Origin of the sequence: Variovorax sp. OAS795, assembly GCF_040546685.1 — a bacterium.
GTDB lineage: Bacteria > Pseudomonadota > Gammaproteobacteria > Burkholderiales > Burkholderiaceae_C > Variovorax.
Genome location: NZ_JBEPOH010000002.1, coordinates 402,846 through 421,842 on the forward strand (window position 1 = coordinate 402,846; position 18,997 = coordinate 421,842).

Below are 18,997 nucleotides of genomic sequence, written 5' to 3' on the forward strand. Positions count from 1 at the left end.
GGTCCGGTTCAGTTCCGTTCTGACAGCTGCGCCAGGATGGCCGGGTTCTCGAGCGTCGAAGTGTCCTGCGTGATGGCCTCGCCCCTGGCCACGGAGCGCAGCAGCCGGCGCATGATCTTGCCGCTGCGCGTCTTGGGCAGGTTGTCGCCGAAGCGGATGTCCTTGGGCTTGGCGATGGGACCGATCTCCTTGGCCACCCAGTCGCGCAGCTCGGTGGCGATCTTCTTCGCTTCATCGCCCGTGGGACGAGCGCGCTTCAGCACGACGAAGGCGCAGATCGCCTCGCCGGTGGTGTCGTCCGGTCGGCCGACCACCGCGGCTTCCGCTACGAGTGCGGTGCACGACACCAGCGCCGACTCGATCTCCATCGTGCCCATGCGGTGGCCCGAGACATTGAGCACGTCGTCGATGCGCCCTGTGATCGTGAAATACCCGGTCTTCGCATCGCGGATCGCACCGTCGCCCGCCAGGTAGTAGCCCTTGAGTTCCGGCGGAAAGTAGCTCGCCTTGAAACGCTCCGGGTCGCCCCAGATGGTGCGGATCATGCTCGGCCACGGCTTCTTCACGACGAGGATGCCGCCCTGGCCGTTGGGCACGTCGGTGCCGGTCTCGTCGACGATGGCGGCCGCGATGCCCGGAAAGGGCAGGGTGCAGGAGCCCGGCACCAGCGGCGTGGCGCCCGGCAGCGGCGTGATCATGTGGCCACCCGTTTCAGTCTGCCAAAAAGTATCGACGATCGGACAACGGCCGCCGCCCACGTGTTGATGGAACCACTCCCAGGCCGCAGGGTTGATCGGTTCGCCCACCGAACCCAGGATGCGCAGGCTCGACAGGTCGTAGCGCCTGGGGTGCACCGCTTCGTTGCCTTCGGCCGCCTTGATGAGCGAGCGGATGGCCGTGGGCGCGGTGTAGAACACGCTCACCCGGTGGTCCTGGATCATCTGCCAGAAGCGGCCCGCGTCGGGGTAGGTGGGCACGCCCTCGAACACCACCTCGGTCGCGCCCAGCGCCAGCGGGCCATAGGCAATGTAGGTGTGGCCCGTGACCCAGCCGATGTCGGCGGTGCACCAGAACACGTCGTCCGGCTTCAGGTCGAAGGTCCACTTGGTGGTCAGCGCCGCATGCAGCAGGTAGCCGCCGCTGGAATGCTGCACGCCCTTGGGCTTGCCGGTGGAGCCGGAGGTGTAGAGCACGAAGAGCGGATGCTCGGCGCCCACCCATTCGGGCTCGCAGGCCTCCGGCTGGGCTTGCGTCTCTTCGTGCAGCCAGCGGTCGCGCGACGGTTCCCAGGCGATGGCGCCGCCGGTGCGGCGATAGACGACGACGTTCTTCACGCTCTCGCAGCCGCCCAGTGCGATGGCATCGTCGACGATGGCCTTTAGCGGCAGCCGCTTGCCGCCGCGCACCTGCTCGTCGGCGGTGATCACCATGACGGCGCCGGCGTCCTGGATGCGGTCGCGCAGGCTCTGCGCCGAGAAGCCGCCGAACACCACCGAATGCGTGGCGCCGATGCGCGCACAGGCCTGCATAGCGGCCACGCCCTCGATGCTCATCGACATGTAGATGACGACGCGGTCGCCCTTCTTCACCCCGCGCGCCTTGAGTGCATTGGCCAGGCGGCAGGTGCGCGCGAGCAGCTCGCGGTAGCTGATCCGCGTCACCTGCCCGTCGTCGGCTTCGAAGACGATCGCGGTCTTGTCGCCGAGCCCGCGCTCGACCTGGCGGTCCAGGCAGTTCCAGGACACGTTCAGCGTGCCGTCCTCGAACCATTTGAAGAAGGGTGCCTGGCTGTCGTCGAGGCCCTTGGTGAACGGCGTCTTCCAGCTCAGGAACTCGCGCGCGAGGCGCGACCAGTAGCCGCTGTGGTCGGCCTCCGCTTCGGCCACCAGTTTTTCATACGCGGCCATGCCGGACACATGGGCGTCCTTCATGTCCGGGGCTGGATGGAGAGGAGGGGTCGTCGGTTCGTTGCTGTTCACGATGGGATCTCCGGTGGTTCGATTCAAGACATCAGGCGCGCGGCCTGGATTCATTGCTCCGCATGGCTGTTCAGCCACGCGGCAACCGCCGCGGCGCTGCGGAAGTCGTCGCAGGCGCGTGCCGGCACAGTGGGATAGCGCTGGTTCCACATGCGCGCGAGCGCCTGGCCCGGGCCGATTTCGAGCACGCAGCGCACCTGCCGGGCCGAGATGTTTTCCATGCATTCGTCCCAGCGGACCGTCTGCGCGATCTGGGCGGCCAGCGCCGCGCGGGCGGCGCTGGCATCGCGGACGCGATCGCCCGTGTTGCTGAACAGCAGGGCGCGGGGCGCAAGAAAAGGTACGTCGGCCAGTGTTTGCGAGAAGCTTTCCGCCGCCTCGCGCATCCAGCGCGTGTGCGAGGCGACGTTGACCCGGAGGCGCGTGCATTGCGCACCGGCCGCCACGGCCATGCGCTCGGCGCTGTCCAGTGCGTCGACCGGTCCGCCGAGCACCACGCTGGCGTCGCCATTGCGGATGGCGAGTTCGAGTCCCGCATCGCTGCGCAGCTGTTCGAGCGCCTGCCCGGCAAGGCCGGTGACGGCCACCAGGCCGCCGGGGGATTCGGCGGCGCAGCGGTCCATCGCCTCGGCCCGCCGCGGTGCCAATGCCGCCGCCGCGGCGGGATCGATCACGCCGGCCGCGCTGAAGGCCGCCAGTTCGCCGACGCTGTAGCCGGCGACCGCGGCGGGCGGAGGAACCTTGGGCGCCAGCTGCCCCCAAGCCGCCAGCGCGAGGCTCGTCAGCAGCGTCTGCGCGTTGTCGTTGCGTTCGGCCCAGCCTGCATCGGCGAGCGCTTGGCGCCAGTCGCCGACCCCAAGCCGGGCGCACATGCCGCGCACGGTCGCGTCGTCCGCCAGCCACGGCAGCATGGCGGGATGCTGGTTGCCCTGGCCCGAAAAAAGAAGTGCGAAGCTCATGGTGCAGCACACACGCGCTGGATCCAGCAGGCCGCGGCGAGCGTGTCGGCCGCGCCCCCGGGCGAGAGACGCTGCCGCACGAAATCGTCTGTGATCGCTTGCGCATGCGAAAGGCCACCGGCCCGCGCAATGCCGCCGCGATCGAGAAAGCCCTGCGCGGCGCGCTGTGCAGCACGCAGGCCGGCAAGACCGCCGCGGTGCGCGAGGTTGCTGTCGTCGAGCACCGCGATGATGCGGAACAGGGTCTCGAGCCGGGCTTGGCGGGGCGTAAGTCCCCGGGCCAGCGCATCGCCCAATGCGGGCAGCGCGGTCTCGAACAGCACCGGAAATGCCAGGGCCGCCTCCTGGGATGCGCTGCGCAGGCCGAGGCGCCGCGCCGCGATGCCGCCGGGGAGGACGGATGGGCGCTGGCTGCGCCTGGCCAGTGCATCGCCCCAGTGGCGGCGCAGCGCATCGCGCAGCGCGGCCGGGTGCAAGGGGCCGTGTTGTTCACGCAGCGCCGCGCCCGCCGAGGCGCACAACAGGCCCAGCATGAAGATCGCGCCGCGGTGGGTGTTGATGCCGCGGGTCGCGGCCAGCATGCGTGCCTCGGCCGCGATGCCGTGCCGCTCGAGCACGGCGAAATCCGCGCCGTCCGCGCCCGCCTCGGCGATCTGCACGAAGTAGCGGCGCAGCGAGAACAGGCTGCGCATGAAGGTGTGCGCGTCCATGTCGTCGTGGCTGCCGCAGTCGATCAACGTGACCAGGCCGGGCTTGGGCGACAGCGACAGCTCGTCGTACAGCGCAAGCGTGGCGGCGTGCCCGATTGCCGACGGCGTGAGCCGCGCATCGGGTTGCAGCGGGAGCGCAGCGGTCCTCATGCGGCGAGCTCCTTCGTTCCTGCCGATTCGCACCAGGCGCCATCGTGCTGCAGCGCGACGCCATCGAGCCGCTTGACCATCACGGCCCGCGCGCGGCCGGCGCGCCATTCGTTCCATTCGCGCCAGGCCACCGCCGCGCCGTCCGCGAACATGACCTCGCCATCCAGCCTGGGCTGTTCCGCCTCGAATGCGCAGAGTGCGCGAACCACGTCGTCGGCATGCGCCGCCCCATCGACGGCGATGGACAGGTCGAGGTCGGACCCGGTCCGTACATGATCCAGGCCGCTGATCGCCTGCCAGCCGTAGCTGCCGAACGCGCGTGCCGCCGCATGGCATTCGCCGAGCCGGCCGAGCAGTGTGCGCGCCGCGTCCCGCGCTGCCCGAGGCAGCAAGTCCTGCATGTCGGCAAGCAGCGGAAACTCGCCGTAGCCATGCACATCGGCGAGCGGCACTTGCAGGGCAAGCCGGCGCCTGTTCCAGCGCGCAGGCGCGGGCAAGCCCAGCGCAATGCATCCAGCGGCGGCGCCTGCCGGCTGGCGCGTCACGACCAGAGGCAGCCCATTCGAGTCCCAATGCGCGAGGCAGTCGCTCGCCTGCACATCCCACGGCCGCGCCCGCACGGCGCTCCACCCGCTGCGGGAGAGCCAGGCAAGCTGGTGGCGGTGCAGTGCGTGCATGGCGGCCATTTCCACGCAGCCCGCCTTCAGGCGGCGTCCAGCACGCGCTGCACGACCGAGGCGGCGAGCCGGCGTCCACCCCGTTCGGCGCCGTCGAAGGCGCGTCGGTCTTCGGTCGGTGTGTGGGCCAGCGCGTCGCGAAGGCAAACCTGCAGGTCGCCCTGCCAGAGTGCACGCACGCCGCCCATCGCCACGTAGTTCTGCACGCCGGGTGCGAACACGGGGTTGGATTGCGACAGGGCCGTGAGCTTCTCCTCCGGCAGCTTGGTCACGCGCGCCATGGCCGGGATGCGCATCACGCGGATCTCGGCGTCGGGCAGTGCGTAGCAGGCGTCGGCTATCAGGCCCGAGGTGATGAAGCCGCCCGACAGCGCCTGGTCGTACACCAGGCCGATCACGCGGTGGCCGCGCCGCCGCGCCAGGTCGATGCTCGCGCCGAGGTGCGCCATGGCGCGGTTGATGCCGAGCAGCTCGTCGCGCCGCCGCAGTTGCTGGCCCTGGGTGTCGATCAGGAGCAGGATCGGCCGGCCCGGATGTTGCGCGACCGTGTCCAGCACCACGCGGGCCTGCACCAGCGCGAGCCGCACGCCGATCGGCGCGTGGTGGGTGGTGCCGATCACGGCGATGGGTTCGCCATCGAAGATGACTTCGCCCTGCAGAAAATCGCCGTCTTCGCGCATCCCGTGGTAGGGGCCGAAGAGCTGGGTGACAAGTGAATTCCACTGCATGGAGTGCCCCGCTTTGTTTCAGATGGTGCGCAACGCGCGGACCGCTTCGACCGAAAGCTCGGAGACCTGCTGCGCGTCGGCGATGCCCAGCGCGCTCCAGAGCAGCACGGCCTCGTCGAGGTCCGTGGTGTCGGTGGCGTCCAGGGCGTGCAGGCGTCGTGTGAGCAGTGCGTGCTCCTGCTCCAGCGCCGCCAGCGTGAACGGCTTCGATTCGCCGATCGCTGCGATGGCCGCCGCGCGAAAGGCGGCCACATCGTCTTCGACGAGCGCATCGCAGTCGCCGATGAGCCAGCGGTGCTTGCCGCCGGTCGTGCGCCAGACCAGCGCCCGGTCGCGCGAGTCGAATTCGTCCACGCCGTGAGAAGCCTCGATCACCTCGGGGCCCGACATGGCCAGCCGGCCGACATCGCTCATCACGACGTGGTCGGCACAGCGCGCCACGATGCCCATGCCGCCGAAGCAGCCGTTGGCGCCGCCGATCAGCACCACGACCGGGATGCCGGCGGCGCGCACGTCGAGCAGGGCGCGCATCACTTCCGACACCGCGATGAGTCCGGCATTGGCCTCGTGCAGCCGCACGCCGCCCGATTCGGCCAGCAGCAGCACGGCCGCCGGCCGGTCGCGCAGTGCGCGCTGCATCAGGCCGACCAGCTTGGCGCCGTGGACCTCGCCGACGCCGCCGCCCATGAACGCGCCTTCCTGCGCGGCCACGAAGACGCTGTGGCCATCGAGCGTCGCGCGGCCGACCGCCACGCCGTCGTCGAAGGCGGACGGCACGCCCAGCTGCGCGAGGTGCGGGCTCATGACCCGCTCGCTCGGGGGCAGCCATTCATGAAAACTGCCGGGATCGAGCAGCAGCGCGAGACGCTCGCGCGCCGAGCATTCGGCATAGCTGATCATGGCCGGCCTCCCGCGATCTCGGCCACGGCCTGGTCGAGCCGCAGGCTCACCACCGCGGGCGTGGCGCCCATGTCGTTGATCGAGACGCGCACGCCGGCCAGCGGATGGCGCGCATGGAAGTCGTCCATCACGGCCTGCCAGATGGGGCCGAAGCCGCGCGCCGAAGTCTCCACGCGCACCGCGCAAGCCGTGCCTGCGGCCGGCTCGAGCATGACCTCGAGGTTGCCGGAACCGACCACGCCGACCAGCACCGGCGCAAAGGCACCGGCCGGCCGGCCGCCGGAGAAAGAAAAGTCCAGGGTCTCGAGCCCTGCGGGAACGTCGCTCATCGTGGGATCTCCTGCTACCAGTTTCTGAAGCGCCTGGGCGGCTGGTACAAGCCGCCGGAAGCGCGCACCAGGTCGCGCATGCTGCGTGCCGCCAGCAGGTTGCGCGTGGCCTGGCGGGGGTCGATGCCCAGGTCCTGCGGCCGGCGGATCACGCCGCGGTCGCGCAGGTTCTCGACCGCGCGCCTGTCGCGCGCGAGGCCCACGGCGGTGTAGCCCGCCACGCCGCGAATCGCCTGTTCGCGTTCCGCGTCGCTGCGGCACATCAGCAGGTTGGCAATGCCTTCCTCGGTGAGGATGTGCGAGACGTCGTCGCCGTAGATCATGATCGGCGGCAGGTCCATGCCGGCCTGCTCCTGCAGCGTCCAGGCATCGAGCCGGTCGACGAAGGCCGGCTGCATGTGCTCGCGGAAGGTCTCGACCATCTGCACCACCAGCTTCTGCCCGCGCGGCGTGCCGGCCGCCCCGGTGCGCCCGGCCCGCGCCTCGCGCCCGGCCTTGAGCCAGGCCGGGCTCGCATGCCGCCGGCCGCGCGCGTCGGCGCCCATGTTGGGCGCGCCGCCGAAACCGGCAATGCGGCCCAGCGTGGCGGTCGAGCTGTTGCCGTCGAGGTCGATCTGCAAGGTCGAACCGATGAACATGTCGCAGGCGTAGTGGCCCGCCGCCTGGCAGAACGCGCGGTTGCTGCGCAGGCTGCCGTCGGGGCCGGTGAAGAACACGTCGGAGCGCGCGCGGATGTAGTCCTCCATGCCCAGCTCGGAGCCGAAGGAGTGGATGGATTCCACCCAGCCCGCCTCGATGGCCGGAATCAGCGCCGGGTGCGGGTTGAGCGCCCAGTGCTTGCCGATCTTGCCCTTGAGCCCGAGCGACTCCGCATAGGTCGGCAGCAGCAGCTCGATGGCCGCGGTGTCGAAGCCGATGCCGTGGTTCAGGCGCTGCACGCCGTACTCGGCATAGATGCCCTTGATGGCCATCATGGCCATCAGGATCTGGACCTCGCTGATCTGCGCCGGGTCGCGCGTGAACAGCGGCTCGATGAAGTTGGGGCGCGGCGCCTTGACCACGAAGCTCACCCAGTCGGCCGGAATGTCGATGCGCGGCAGCGTGGTGGTCTTGCCGTCGACCATTTCGTTGACCTGCGCAATCACGATGCCGCCCGAGAACGCGGTGGCTTCGACGATGGCCGGCGTGTCTTCGGTGTTGGGGCCGGTGTAGAGGTTGCCTTCGGCATCGGCGGCCTGAGCGGCGACCAGCGCGACCTTGGGCGTGAGGTCGACGAAGTAGCGCGCGAACAGCTCGAGGTAGGTGTGGATGGCGCCGATCTCGATGCGCCCCGCCGACACCAGCTTGGCCAGCCGTGCGCCCTGCGGCCCCGAGAAGCTGAAGTCCAGCCGCGCGGCCACGCCGTTCTCGAACACGTCCAGGTGCTCCGGCAGCGCCAGCACCGACTGCACCATGTGCAGGCCGTGCACCTTGGCCGGATCCACCTGCACCAGCGCCTGCGCGAGGAAGTCGGCCTGCTTCTGGTTGTTGCCTTCGAGGCAGACCCGGTCGCCGGGCGCGAGCACCGCTTCGAGCAGGGTGGCGATGGCGTCGGTCTCGACGCGCTTGCCGGCGAGCCGCTTGCCGAGGGCTTCGGCCGCGCGCGCCAGCCGCGCGGCGCGGTCGTCGGCCTTGGAGGTCCAGGTGGTGGAGATCATGGGAAGAGGGATTGGATTGCGGTCGAAAACGGAAAGCTGCGCTTCACAGGACCACGAAGAGCAGCCACACCACCACGGGCGCCACCAGCGTCACGATGGCGCCGTACACCATCAGCTGCCGGAAGAACACGTCGCGGTCCACGCCCTTGGCATTGGCGAGCACCAATGCGCCGTTGGTGGAGAACGGGCTGACATCGACGATGGTCGATGACACGGCCATGGCTGCGATGAAGCCGATCGCGCTGACGCCGGCATCGCCCTGCAGGAACGGCACCGCCAGCGGGATCAGCGAACCGAGCACCGCGGTCGACGAGGCGAAGGCCGAGACCACGGCGCCGACGAAGCACAGCAGCAGCGCGGCGACCATGGGCGAGGTGAGCCCGGCCACGCTGTGGCCGACGAAATCGATGGTGCCCATCTTTTCCATCACGCCCACATAGGTGCTGACACCCACGATCAGCATGATCTCCGGCCACGAGACCTGGCCCAGTGCGCGCTTTTGCAGGTTGGGCGCCATCAGCGTGAGCACCAGGCCGATGGTGATGGAGACGAAGCCGATGTCCTGCTTGAAGAACAGCGTCAGCACGGCCAGCGCCAGCAGGCCGAGGACGGTGGCGACCTGGTAGCCGCGCGAGCCTGCGTTCGCGGCTTCGGCCGGCGCAGATTCCATCAGCGAGTTACGTGCGCCGTCCGCGGTGCGCCGCTCTTCGGAGAACGACTCGCCTTCGGCGTCGCCATACACCTGGGCCCCGCCTTGCCCATGCGACACGCGCTGCACCACCGGCGCACTGCCGTCGAGGTTCGCGCGCTGGCGCAGCAGCTTCATGCCGCCCATGAGGAAGAACAGCAGCAGCGACACCGCCAGGTTGACGCCCAGGCTTGCGAGCATGGTGGCGATCTCGTTCAGCGGCAGGCCGGCCTTGGCGACAATCTTGTTGGTGATGCCGCCGTAGATGCTGATCGGCGAGAAGCCGCCACCCTGCGCGCCGTGCACGACCATCAGTCCCATGAGCAGCGGATTGATGCCGTACTTGGCCGCAAAGCCGAGCGCAATGGGCGCGATGATCGCCACCGCCGCCGGGCTCACGGCACCTACCGCCGTGAGCAGCGCGGCGATGAAGAACATGATCCACGGAATGGCTGCGATGCGCCCGCGCACGGCGCGCACCGCCAGCCTCACGAGCCAGTCGATGGTGCCGTTGTTCTGCGCCAGCGCAAACAGGTAGGTGATGCCCACCAGCGTGAGGAACAGGTCGGCCGGAAAGCCGCCCATGATCGCCTTGGCGTTCATGCCGGCCACCAGCGTGCCGACCAGGAACGCACCGACGAAGGCGATAACGCCCATGTTGATGGGCAGCACCGTGGCCAGCACGAACATGCCGACCAGTGCGTAGATCGAAATCCAATGTGAACTCATCGAGGCGTCTCCGGTGTTTTAGGTACGGCGCACATGCCTGTGCGCCTGGGTACGTACGGTACGCACCCCCTCCGGGACGATCAATGAAGCGGCGTCGTCGACCTTTACGCTGGGTGAAACGATCGAGGGTTAACCCTCAACGATTCGTGGCGGCGCACTCAGGCGAGGTCGGCCCTCGCCAGCCGGCACACCGACAGCAGCGCGAGCAGGTTGGGATCGCGCTCGCGCGTGCGCAAAAAATTGAGCGCGATGGTCTGGCGCATCAGGTACCGCGGCTGCAGCGGGATCAGCTGCACCTTCTGCGGCATGACCCCGCGCACCCGCCCCGGCAGCAGCGTGTAGCCGACGCCGCCGCTCACGAGGTTCATCAGCGAGAAGATGTCGTCGGTCTTCATCACCACGTTGGGCGTGAAGCCGGCGATGCGGAAGGTCTCGACGAAGCCCCGGTAGGTCACGAAGCCTTCGCTCAGGCTCACGAAGCGTTCGCCCGCGCAGCTGCCCAGGTCGATTTCCTTCAGCGCGGCGTAGGGGGAGCCTACGGGCGCGGCAAACTGGATGTCGTCTTCGAACAGCGGCTCCGATTCCACGTCGGCAACGTCCTCCGGAATTGCCATCAGCGCGGCATCGATCGCGCCGTCCCGCAGCTTCTGCAGCAGGTGCGCGTTGGAGCCGAGCACGAGCTCCGTGTGCAGCTCGGGCTTGCGCAGCTTCATTCCCATGATCAGCTGCGGCACCGTGCGGCTGGTGAGCGAATACAGCGAGCCGATGCGGATCCGGTCGGCCGAGTAGCCGGCCACTTCCCGCGTGGCGCGTATGCCCTGTGCCATGGTGCGAAGCACATCGCGCGCCACTTCCGCCAGCGCATGGGCCGCCTCGGTGGGGTGCAGGTTGCGGCCTTCATGCCGGAACAGCGCGCAGCGCAGCCCGGTCTCCAGCGAATGCAGCGCGCGATGCACGCTCACCGCGCTGATCTCGAGCTTTTCCGCCGCGCGCGCCAGGTTGCCGGTCTCCATGAAGGCCAGCAGGATCTCGAGCTTCCGGAAGGTGATTTCTTCGTCGACGTGGAGGAGCATGGAGGGCCTGTGTGTGAATGCGGATCGTAAGCCTTGCCGGCTTGGTGGCGGCGTGTTGATGTCATGTGTCGTCATGCAATTGAATTACAATCCAGAGGCTGTTTTTCAAACTGGAGGCTTCTGCCATGGCCGCTAACGCATTGGTACAGACCCGCATCGACGCCGAAGTGAAAGAGCGCGCGACCGCAGTGCTCGACAACATCGGGCTCACCGTCTCCGACGTGATGAGAATTGTCCTGACTCGGGTGGCCAAGGAGGGCGCATTGCCCGCAGGCCTGATCGTGGATGCCGCGGCCCACGATGCGTGGTTCCGAGCCAAGGTGCAGGAGGCCCTGGATGATCCGCGCCCCGCCATCCCGCACGAGAAAGTTGAAGCGCATTTCTCCAGGCGCCGAGCTGCTGCACGGCGAAAAGCGGGTGAAGGGTCTGCGTGAGGCTGGAGTGGTCGCCTCTGGCGATGGATGACCGGGAGCGGATTTTCGACTTCATCGAGCAGGACGACCCGCGCGCGGCGATCGCAGTGGACGAGCGCATTGCGATGCAGGTGCTCGTGCTGTTGCAATACCCGGAGGGTGGGCGTCCAGGGCGAATCGAAGGCACGCGCGAGCTGATCGTTCGCCGAACGCCGTACGTCGTTGCCTACCGCGCCGGCAAGGACTGCGTGATCATCCTGCGAATTCTTCACAGCGCGCAGCGCTGGCCTGGAGAGTTCGCAGAACTGCCGTGAAGACCGGAAATGTTCATTGCACTCCGGCTTGCGTCGGGATCGCGCTCTACATTGCGCCGGCGTTCCCCTGCTTGCGCTCGGTGAATTTTCTCGCGCCGAGCGAGTAGGCGCCCGACGCGAAATTGATGGCGTGGCCGCGCCGGGCTGCGGCCGCAGCCTTGGCGAACATCTCGTCGCCCATCTCCTTCCACCACGATTTGGTGATGGCCACGGAGGTGGGGGACCACTGGGACATCTGCGCGCAGATCTCGGCGACGCGCGCATCGAGGCGAGCGTCGTCCACGACTTCATGGACCATGCCGAGTGCCAGGGACTCCGCGGCCGGCACGATCTCGGCCAGCAGCACGAGCCGCTTCATCGCGGCCTCGCCGATGATCGAATGCAGCAGGGCACTGCCGAAGATGGCCGCGGAGCCCACCTTGAACTCCGTCATGCCGAAGCGGGCCTGGGTGGAAGCGATGCGGAGGTCCGACATGAGCGCGATCTGCAGTCCTGCGCCGGCCGCGACGCCGTTGATGCGGGCAACGACCGGCTTCGCGAGCGCGCGGAACACCTCGTAGAGCGCCATGTAGCTGTCGATGCGCGCGGCGGAGCCTGCGGCGTCCATGGCGGCGCTCTCGTGCTGGTCCTGGCCTGCGCAGAAGGCCTTGCCGGCGCCGGTGATCACGATCGCGCGCACGTCGGCATCGGCGTCGGCCGACAGCAGGGCGGACTGGAAGCGCTCGCGCTGGGTCCGGTCGAACGCGTTCATGGCCTTCGGGCGGTCCATCGTGATCAGGGCCACGCCCTTGTCGACGGCAAGCGTGACGCAGGGCCGGGTGGAAAGGGTGTCGCTCATGGGTCTGTCTCCAGGATGTGGGTGGGGTTCTAGCGCGCAACCTTGATCCGCTGCACGACCTGCTCCCATTTGCCTGCTTCGTTCAGCAGCCGCTCCCGCGACTGCGCGGGCGTGCTGCGGACAGGCTCGATCCCGAGCTGCGCGAAGCGGCGCTTGACGGCTTCGTCGTCCAGGGTCTCGTTGAGTGCGGCATTCAGCGTGGCGATCACGTCGTCCGGCGTCCCCTTGGGCGCCAGCACTGCATACACCGATGCGGCGACGAACTGCGGAAGGCCCTGCTCCGCAAAGGTGGCCAGGCCCGGGAAGATGTCCAGCCGCTGGGGGCTCGCCACGCCGACGGCCACCACCTTGCCCGATGCCAGGTTGGTGAGCGCGGTGGGCGAGGTGGTCACCATGAACTGGATCTCGCCCGCGAACAGGTCGGCCATGGCGGGTGCGGAACCGCGGTAGGGCACGTGCAGCAATTCGACCGATGCCTGTTGCCGGAACCACTCGGTGACGATGTGCTCGGTCGAGCCGTTGCCCGACGAACCGTAGGCCAGCTTGCCCGGCTGCTGCCGGGCCTTGGCGGCCAGCTCCGCGTACGTGGTGATCCCGCTCGCCTTCGATGCGAGCATGACCAGCGGCAGCTCGCCGACAGTGGCCACGGGCCTGAAATCCTTGGCGATCTCATAACCCACGGCCTCGGCGCCGGACATCTTTTCCGACATGACGTAGGAGGTGGTCGGGGCCATGAGGAGCGTGTGGCCGTCCGGCGCCGCACGCTTGACGAACTGCGCCCCGATGGCGCCTGAAGCGCCGGCCTTGTTGTCCACCACCACCGACAGCTTGAGCTTCTGCGACATGCCCTGCGCGAGGATGCGGCCGACCACGTCGACCCCGCCTCCGGCCGGAAAAGCCACGACCAGGGTGATGGGCTTGTCCGCGAGCGCGGCCTGGGCCCAGGCGCAGAACACGAGGCTGGAAACCATCACCATCGCCTGCCGCCAGCGATTCAGGGGAGTTCGGATCATGATTTTTCCTTTCAGTTGAGCATGGGCAATCGGGAAATCGATGGAGAGCTTGACTCGGCCGGGCCTCAGTGCCTTGCCGCGCGAAAGCCCGCGGCTTCGGCGTCCCAGATGCCGGCGACGCTGCGGGACAGCTCCTTCTTCTGGATCCGCTGCGTCGGTGTCTTGGGGAAGGCGTCGATGAACTCGACGTAGCGCGGGACCTGGAAGTACGCCAGCTTGCCGCTGCACCATCCGATGAGGTCGGCCGGCGTGAGACTTGCACCTTCGCGCACGCGCACGAACAGCTTGAGTTCGTCCTCGCCGAGTTCGCTGGGGACGCCGACCAGCGCGACCTCGGCCACCGCATCGTGCTGCGCGATGACGCTCTCCACGTCCCAGGCCGCAATGTTGATGCCGCGGCGCCGCAGCATGTCCTTCTTGCGTCCCGCGTAGAAGAGGTTGCCGTCCGCATCGCGGTGCGCGAGATCGCCGCTCAGGAACAGCTCGCCGCGGCGCGCCGCGGCGTCGGCCTGCGGGTTCCTGAAGTAGCCGAGAAAGCCGAGGCCCGGTTCGAGCGCACGGATCGCGATCTCGCCCTTGTCGCCGGGCTCGACCGGCGAGCCGTCGTCCGCGAGCAGCGAGATCTCGTAGTACGACAGCGGCTTGCCGATGGAGCCCGCCGGGCCGTCGATGTTCGCCGTCACGAAGGTGATCAGCTCGGACAGGCCGTAGCCCTCCCGCATCGACACGCCGAAGCGCTCGGCGAAGGCATGCCAGACGTCGGCGCTGCAGCCGCCGCCCCACGCGATCCGCACGCCGTGCGCGCGGTCGTCGGGGCGCTGCGGTTGCTTCAGCAGCATCGGCAGCACGCTGCCGAGATAGTGGATGTGCGTGGCGCCGTGGCGGCGGACATCGTCCCAGAACCCCGAGGCGCTGAAGCGTTCCAGCATTGCCAGCTGGAAGCCTCCCATCAGCGCGGCAATCGCGACGGCCACGCCGGAGCCGTGGTGCAGCGCCTCCCAGAACAGGAAGGTGTCACCCGGCCCGGCCTCCGTCAGGCGAAGGATGGCCATCGGTCCGGCGCGCAGCTGGCGGTCGGACTTCAGCACGCCCTTGGGGGCGCCGGTGGTGCCGGAGCTCGGGCTGAGCGCGATGATCTCGTCGGTATTCACGCGCGGCGGCGCGTCGTCTTCCTCGCAGGTGGCGAAGCGGTCGAACGCTGCGTCGGTGCCGTTGCGCCAGAGGATCCGGGGCAGCGTGCCCGAGAGTTCCTCGAGGTTGGCGCGGAACGCAATGTCGGCCACGATGGCTTGCGGCGCGAGCTCGTCCAGCAGGTGGGCCAGCGGTGCGCCCACCAGGTGCACGTTGATGGGCACGCGAACCATGCCCAGGCGCGCCAGCGCAAAGAGCAGGTAGAGGTGGTCCGGGTGGCTGGGCAGCATGACCGCGACGCGGTCGCCCTTTTGCAGGCCCTCCGACTTCAACAGGGCCGCGACCTGGTTCACGCGCCGGTCCAGCATCCCCACGCTGATGCGCTCGCCCTGGAACGTGCAGTAGATGGGGTCGGGGCTGGTGCGCGCGCGGCGGGCGAGCAACTCTGCAATGGTTTCGTCGCCGAGCGGGGCCATGGCAACGGAATCGGTCGATGGGGTTTCCTGCTGCATCTTGTTCACTTGGAGCCGTCTCGAATGAGCGTACACATAAATTGAATAGCAATTTCAATGCTTGTATTTCAATTAATCTTCCGCGCATTGGCCCCTCGCGTCAAGTGCGGGCGTGTGTCCGTCTGAAAGCCGCGCGGCCGTGTCGCCGGGGATTTCGGCGACCGGAGGGAGAACGTGAAACGCGGCCCGCAAGCCGCAGCGCTCAGGCGGAGGCTTCGCGCGCCGCCAGTTCGAGGCGGGGAAGAATCAGCTCGCGCACCTGCGCGATGTCGTAGCGCGACCGGACGGTCGACACGTTGAGGGCGGCAATGGGCCGCCCCGAAAGATCCGTCACGGGCACCGACACCGAGACGCCGTCATCGCCAAAATTCTTCTCGGTGAACGAGTGGCCGTCCTGCGCTGCCTTGCGAAAGATCGAGAGCACCTCCGAGCGGCTGCGGGTGCCGAAGCGGGCCCGCACCTCGGGGGACAGCGCATCGAGCATCTTGGCCAACTGCGCCTGCGGGGCTTGCGAGAGCAGCACCTGGCCGGACGAAGAAGTGAGCGCCGGAAACCGGCTCCCCACCGGAAGGTTGATGGCCGTGACGTGCGCCCCGGGAATGTTCAGCAGCACGACCACCTCGTTCCCATCCAGCTCGACCCACGACACCGTTTCGCGCGTCTCCCTGGCAAGCTTCTCCAGCAGCGGAACCGCGAGCTCTCGCTGCGGATGGTGGCGATGGATGCCGCGCACCAGCCCCAGCAGCTTCAGCGAAGGGAGGTACTTCTTCGACGCGCCATCCTTGCCGAGGTAGCCGAGCCGGTGAAGCGTGTAGACGAAGCGCTGCGCGGCGCTACGGCCCATGCCCGTGTGCTGCGCGATGTCGCCGATCGAAAGGGCCGACGGATGTTCATTGAACAGTTCCAGCACGCGCATGCCCTTTTCGACCGAACCCACGAACAGCCGTTCGTCGACCTCGCCCGGGCGCTCGTGCGAGTCGGCCTGCGCGGCGGGGCGGTGTCTGGAGAGTTTTGGAGACGTGTCCACGAGGAGCGCAGATGTGGAAGAAAGGGTATGCGTTCGAAGCGGCGCTCACAGGGGCAGGGCGGATGCTTCGGGGCAAAAAATAGTGTAGCGCACCCGCCGCGGCGGCTATGCCACACTTGCCGATCCACCCACCGATGAAGTCCGTGAACCGCCGAATCGACTCCTACAGCATCAGGTTGTTCGTGGCGGCGGCTCGCGCCGGCTCCATCGTGCGCGCGGCGGCCGCGGAGAACATCGCGCCTTCGGCGTTGAGCCGCAGGATCGCGGATCTGGAACACGCATTCGGCACGCCGCTGCTCGTGCGCTCGCCGCGTGGGATTGCGCTGACCGAGGCGGGCAGGCTGGTGCTGGCCCGGGGCGAACGTGTGGACGACGAGCTGCAAGCCTTGCTGCGCGAGGTACAGAGCGAAGGCGGCGAAGTGCGGGGCACCGTGCGCCTTCATGCCAACATGTCCTCCGTGATCGGCTTCCTGCCCGAGCGCCTGCACCGTTTCATGGAGACATACCCCGGCGTGGAGGTCGCCCTGCGCGAGGAAGACACGCGCGACGTGCTGCGCGCCTGCCTGGACGATCGCGCCGACGTCGGCGTGGGCGCCGATGTTGCGGTACCGGCGGGCATGGATTCATGGCACTTTGCCTCCGACCCGTTGCTCGTGGTGCTACCCGCGGGGCATGAACTGTCGGACCTGCAGGCCATCACATTCGCGCGTGCGCTCGAATATCCCTTGGTCGGCGTGCATCAGGGCGGCGCGATGGACCGCTCGCTGGGCGAGCGCGCCACGGCATTGGGCAGGCGTTTCAACCCGAAGGTGACGGTCAGCAGCTTCGACGCCGCCTGCCGCATGGTGGAGGCCGGCCTCGGCATCGCCGTGGTGCCCCGGAGTGCCGTCACGGCGTATGCGGGGACCGAACGCTTCGCCAGGCGTCCGCTGGCGGAAGAATGGGCCGACCGCGTGCTGAACATCTACGCCCTGCGCAAGACGCCGCAGCCGCGCGCAGTGGCGGCGCTGATCGAGAGTCTCCGCGGGTAATCACCGATCTCGCGCCCGGCGAGAGCCCCTGTGCCGTACCAGCGCTTTATGGCGCTGCCACGGCCCGCGAACATCGGGGCATGCCAGCCTCCACGCCAGCCGCCCCAAGCGCCGAAAGCATCCGGTTCGACCCGCGCATCCTCTTCCTGAGCTGTTCCGCACGCATCGTCGAACGAGGCCTGGAAGGAGAACCGCTCGATCTCGCCGATGCGTTGCCGTTGCGTGACGATGTGTCGACCGACGAGATCACGCCGCTTCCGATCCTCACGCACTACGACGACAAGCTGGGCCGCTACCCCTACACCGGCTTCAAGGCAGGCGAGGCAACTCCGATCGGCACCGATGCCGTCCGCGCCTCGGGCATCGAGGTCGTCGTCGCGGGCAGGCGCTATGGCAAGGGCTCGTCGCGCGAGCACAGCCCGACCGCCGAGAAGGCGGCCGGCGTGCGGCTGGTCATCGCCGAAAGCTTCGAGCGCCTGTACCGCCAGAACGCCGACAACATCGGATTGTTCACCTCGACCGACTTCGGCCTGGTCGCGCGCATCCGCGGCGGCGAGGCGATCCCGGTCGATGACCTGGTGGCCGGGCGCGACGCGCTGGCTGCGGCGATCCTCCGAAGCGGCGGGTTGCTGCGCTTCGGCCAGAGATTCATGCGCGACATCACGGTCCCGCCCGAGGCTCGAGACGCGGGTCCGCGCACGCTGTTCGAGAAGATCGTGTCGCGCCACGCGCTCGCCACCGAGCTGACGCAGGCGCATCCCGCGCCGGGCGACGGTGCCTTCGTGCGCGCCGACCTTCGCTTCATCCACGAGTACTACACCGGCATGGCCGCCCACATGCTGCACGCCACCTTCGGCCGTCCGCTGGCGCTGCACGACGCCGGTTCCATCGTGGTCTTCGAAGACCACACCTCCTATGTCGCGGAGAGCCCCGCGCACGTGCGCGGCGGCCTGGTGCCGAACGTGCATCGCATGGTCGAGGCGCAGCGCGAATTTGCCGCCGCCCACGGCTTGCGCTCGCACCGCACCCTGACCGAAGAAGAGGCCGCCATGGACGACGGCACCAATGTGGCGGGCATCTCGCACGCCATGGTGGCGGAACACTATGCGCTGCCGGGCCAGCTGGTGGTGGGCACGGATTCACACACGCCGCACAGCGGCGCGCTGGGTTGCGTGGCCTTCGGCGTCGGCACCACGGACATGGCGAACGCCTTCGTGACGGGTGCGGTGCGGCTGACGGTGCCGCAGTCCCTGAAGATCGTGCTCGACGGCGCGCTTGCCGTTGGCGTGACCGCGAAAGACGTCGTGCTGCATCTGCTCGCGCTGCCGTTCGTGCGCGACGGCGGCGGCGTCGGCAAGGTGTTCGAGTTCACGGGCGACGTGGTACGGCGCATGACCATCGATGAGCGCGCCACGCTCACCAACATGACGGCCGAACTCGGGGGCTTCACCGGCCTGGTCGCGCCCGATGCCGAGACCGTGCGCTTCCTGCGCGAGCGCCGCGGCATCGATTTCGAACTCGAGCCCTGGATGCGCAGCGACGATGGCGCGGTCTATGCGAGAACGCTCCATGTCGACGGCACGCGGATTCCTCCCATGGTCGCGGCACCGGGCGATCCGGGCAATGGCCTGCCGCTTGCGGCAGTCGCCCAGCGGGTGCGCATCGACATCGCCTACGGCGGCTCGTGCACGGCCGGCAAGCGCGAAGATTTCGACCACTACCACGCGGTGCTTCGGTGGGCGGCGGACCGCGGGCTCCAGGTCGCGCCCGGGGTGGAGCTGTTTCTCCAGTTCGGAACGACCGCGGTGCGCGACCACTGCGTCGCAGCGGGGTACATGAATGCGTTCGAACGCGTGGGCGCACGCATGCTCCAGCCTTCCTGCGGTGCCTGCGGCAATTGCGGGCCGGGCGGTTCGGTGCGCGCCGACCAGGTCACCGTGAGCGCCATCAACCGCAACTTCCCCGGCCGGGGCGGCCCGGGACAAGTCTGGCTCGCGAGCCCACCGACCGTGGCGGCCAGCGCGATCGCGGGCGAATTGATTTCTTTCGCCGCCCTGCAGGCGCGCCACCCTTGAGCTTGAACAAATAGAGAGAGACAA

The 18,997-nt window shown here is 68.5% G+C and carries 18 protein-coding genes; 4 read left to right on the forward strand and 14 right to left on the reverse strand.

Going from position 1 to position 18,997, the window contains the following annotated elements:
* Positions 1 to 8: 8 nt before the first annotated feature.
* From acs to ABID97_RS27475, 10 genes are all read right to left on the reverse strand, one after another.
* Positions 9 to 1,931 carry an acetate--CoA ligase gene (gene acs / locus ABID97_RS27430; protein ID WP_354403071.1) on the reverse strand — a complete coding sequence of 641 codons (1,923 nt, stop codon included), beginning with the start codon at positions 1,929 to 1,931 and terminating at the stop codon, positions 9 to 11.
* Between the two features lie 98 nt (positions 1,932 to 2,029).
* Positions 2,030 to 2,938 (reverse strand): acyltransferase domain-containing protein, encoded by a 909-nt coding sequence (locus ABID97_RS27435; protein WP_354402491.1) that lies wholly within the window; start codon positions 2,936 to 2,938, stop codon positions 2,030 to 2,032.
* Positions 2,935 to 3,798, reverse strand: coding sequence for a triphosphoribosyl-dephospho-CoA synthase (locus ABID97_RS27440; RefSeq protein ID WP_354402493.1), 864 nt, complete (start codon positions 3,796 to 3,798; stop codon positions 2,935 to 2,937). The genes ABID97_RS27435 and ABID97_RS27440 overlap by 4 nt, the downstream gene beginning before the upstream one ends.
* On the reverse strand, positions 3,795 to 4,475 hold the full coding sequence (gene mdcG, locus ABID97_RS27445) for a malonate decarboxylase holo-[acyl-carrier-protein] synthase (protein ID WP_354402495.1): 681 nt from the start codon (positions 4,473 to 4,475) through the stop codon (positions 3,795 to 3,797). Before mdcG ends, ABID97_RS27440 begins: the two co-directional genes overlap by 4 nt.
* A gap of 26 nt (positions 4,476 to 4,501) precedes the next feature.
* Positions 4,502 to 5,203, reverse strand: a complete 702-nt coding sequence (locus ABID97_RS27450) for a biotin-independent malonate decarboxylase subunit gamma (protein WP_354402497.1) — start codon at positions 5,201 to 5,203, stop codon at positions 4,502 to 4,504.
* An 18-nt stretch (positions 5,204 to 5,221) separates the two neighbouring features.
* Entirely contained in the window at positions 5,222 to 6,103 is an 882-nt protein-coding gene (locus tag ABID97_RS27455; RefSeq protein WP_354402499.1) for a biotin-independent malonate decarboxylase subunit beta, read from the reverse strand.
* Positions 6,100 to 6,432, reverse strand: coding sequence for a malonate decarboxylase acyl carrier protein (mdcC, locus tag ABID97_RS27460; protein WP_354402500.1), 333 nt, complete (start codon positions 6,430 to 6,432; stop codon positions 6,100 to 6,102). Before mdcC ends, ABID97_RS27455 begins: the two co-directional genes overlap by 4 nt.
* A gap of 14 nt (positions 6,433 to 6,446) precedes the next feature.
* Positions 6,447 to 8,129 (reverse strand): malonate decarboxylase subunit alpha, encoded by a 1,683-nt coding sequence (mdcA, locus tag ABID97_RS27465; protein WP_354402501.1) that lies wholly within the window; start codon positions 8,127 to 8,129, stop codon positions 6,447 to 6,449.
* A gap of 43 nt (positions 8,130 to 8,172) precedes the next feature.
* Entirely contained in the window at positions 8,173 to 9,546 is a 1,374-nt protein-coding gene (locus tag ABID97_RS27470) for an SLC13 family permease (RefSeq protein ID WP_354402502.1), read from the reverse strand.
* A gap of 158 nt (positions 9,547 to 9,704) precedes the next feature.
* Positions 9,705 to 10,619, reverse strand: a complete 915-nt coding sequence (locus ABID97_RS27475) for a LysR family transcriptional regulator (protein WP_354402503.1) — start codon at positions 10,617 to 10,619, stop codon at positions 9,705 to 9,707.
* A gap of 125 nt (positions 10,620 to 10,744) precedes the next feature.
* On the opposite strand from ABID97_RS27475, the gene relB reads away from it, so the two are divergent.
* Entirely contained in the window at positions 10,745 to 11,053 is a 309-nt protein-coding gene (gene relB, locus ABID97_RS27480; RefSeq protein ID WP_354402504.1) for a type II toxin-antitoxin system RelB family antitoxin, read from the forward strand.
* Positions 11,050 to 11,346: a type II toxin-antitoxin system RelE/ParE family toxin gene (locus ABID97_RS27485; protein WP_354402505.1), complete on the forward strand. Its 297-nt coding sequence runs from the start codon at positions 11,050 to 11,052 to the stop codon at positions 11,344 to 11,346. Before relB ends, ABID97_RS27485 begins: the two co-directional genes overlap by 4 nt.
* Before the next feature lie 46 nt (positions 11,347 to 11,392).
* Here the strand turns inward: ABID97_RS27485 and ABID97_RS27490 are convergent, their stop codons facing one another.
* The 4 genes from ABID97_RS27490 to ABID97_RS27505 form a co-directional block, all read right to left on the reverse strand.
* Positions 11,393 to 12,184: an enoyl-CoA hydratase/isomerase family protein gene (locus ABID97_RS27490; protein ID WP_354402506.1), complete on the reverse strand. Its 792-nt coding sequence runs from the start codon at positions 12,182 to 12,184 to the stop codon at positions 11,393 to 11,395.
* A gap of 29 nt (positions 12,185 to 12,213) precedes the next feature.
* On the reverse strand, positions 12,214 to 13,197 hold the full coding sequence (locus tag ABID97_RS27495; protein ID WP_354402507.1) for a Bug family tripartite tricarboxylate transporter substrate binding protein: 984 nt from the start codon (positions 13,195 to 13,197) through the stop codon (positions 12,214 to 12,216).
* Positions 13,198 to 13,262: 65 nt separating this feature from the next.
* Complete coding sequence (locus ABID97_RS27500) at positions 13,263 to 14,840, reverse strand: AMP-binding protein (RefSeq protein ID WP_354403073.1); 1,578 nt, start codon at positions 14,838 to 14,840, stop codon at positions 13,263 to 13,265.
* A 202-nt stretch (positions 14,841 to 15,042) separates the two neighbouring features.
* Positions 15,043 to 15,867: an IclR family transcriptional regulator gene (locus ABID97_RS27505; protein ID WP_354402508.1), complete on the reverse strand. Its 825-nt coding sequence runs from the start codon at positions 15,865 to 15,867 to the stop codon at positions 15,043 to 15,045.
* 134 nt (positions 15,868 to 16,001) lie between these two features.
* Here ABID97_RS27505 and ABID97_RS27510 point away from each other — a divergent pair, with 134 nt between their 5' ends.
* Positions 16,002 to 16,898, forward strand: a complete 897-nt coding sequence (locus ABID97_RS27510) for a LysR substrate-binding domain-containing protein (protein ID WP_354402509.1) — start codon at positions 16,002 to 16,004, stop codon at positions 16,896 to 16,898.
* Between the two features lie 80 nt (positions 16,899 to 16,978).
* A complete protein-coding gene (locus tag ABID97_RS27515; protein WP_354402510.1) occupies positions 16,979 to 18,973 on the forward strand; it encodes an aconitase family protein in 1,995 nt (664 codons plus the stop codon).
* Positions 18,974 to 18,997 lie beyond the last annotated feature (24 nt).

What these genes read in the sequence shown, in the direction of transcription:
- ABID97_RS27440 (WP_354402493.1), bottom strand. Translation starts at nt 3,798, where the DNA reads ATGAGGACCGCTGCGCTCCCGCTGCAACCCGATGCGCGGCTCACGCCG.
- ABID97_RS27455 (WP_354402499.1), bottom strand. Translation starts at nt 6,103, where the DNA reads ATGATCAGCTATGCCGAATGCTCGGCGCGCGAGCGTCTCGCGCTGCTG.
- ABID97_RS27475 (WP_354402503.1), bottom strand. Translation starts at nt 10,619, where the DNA reads ATGCTCCTCCACGTCGACGAAGAAATCACCTTCCGGAAGCTCGAGATC.
- ABID97_RS27435 (WP_354402491.1), bottom strand. Translation starts at nt 2,938, where the DNA reads ATGAGCTTCGCACTTCTTTTTTCGGGCCAGGGCAACCAGCATCCCGCC.
- ABID97_RS27450 (WP_354402497.1), bottom strand. Translation starts at nt 5,203, where the DNA reads ATGCAGTGGAATTCACTTGTCACCCAGCTCTTCGGCCCCTACCACGGG.
- ABID97_RS27490 (WP_354402506.1), bottom strand. Translation starts at nt 12,184, where the DNA reads ATGAGCGACACCCTTTCCACCCGGCCCTGCGTCACGCTTGCCGTCGAC.
- acs (WP_354403071.1), bottom strand. Translation starts at nt 1,931, where the DNA reads ATGAAGGACGCCCATGTGTCCGGCATGGCCGCGTATGAAAAACTGGTG.
- ABID97_RS27470 (WP_354402502.1), bottom strand. Translation starts at nt 9,546, where the DNA reads ATGAGTTCACATTGGATTTCGATCTACGCACTGGTCGGCATGTTCGTG.
- ABID97_RS27510 (WP_354402509.1), top strand. Translation starts at nt 16,002, where the DNA reads ATGAAGTCCGTGAACCGCCGAATCGACTCCTACAGCATCAGGTTGTTC.
- ABID97_RS27515 (WP_354402510.1), top strand. Translation starts at nt 16,979, where the DNA reads ATGCCAGCCTCCACGCCAGCCGCCCCAAGCGCCGAAAGCATCCGGTTC.
- mdcG (WP_354402495.1), bottom strand. Translation starts at nt 4,475, where the DNA reads ATGCACGCACTGCACCGCCACCAGCTTGCCTGGCTCTCCCGCAGCGGG.
- ABID97_RS27495 (WP_354402507.1), bottom strand. Translation starts at nt 13,197, where the DNA reads ATGATCCGAACTCCCCTGAATCGCTGGCGGCAGGCGATGGTGATGGTT.
- ABID97_RS27500 (WP_354403073.1), bottom strand. Translation starts at nt 14,840, where the DNA reads ATGCAGCAGGAAACCCCATCGACCGATTCCGTTGCCATGGCCCCGCTC.
- relB (WP_354402504.1), top strand. Translation starts at nt 10,745, where the DNA reads ATGGCCGCTAACGCATTGGTACAGACCCGCATCGACGCCGAAGTGAAA.
- mdcC (WP_354402500.1), bottom strand. Translation starts at nt 6,432, where the DNA reads ATGAGCGACGTTCCCGCAGGGCTCGAGACCCTGGACTTTTCTTTCTCC.
- mdcA (WP_354402501.1), bottom strand. Translation starts at nt 8,129, where the DNA reads ATGATCTCCACCACCTGGACCTCCAAGGCCGACGACCGCGCCGCGCGG.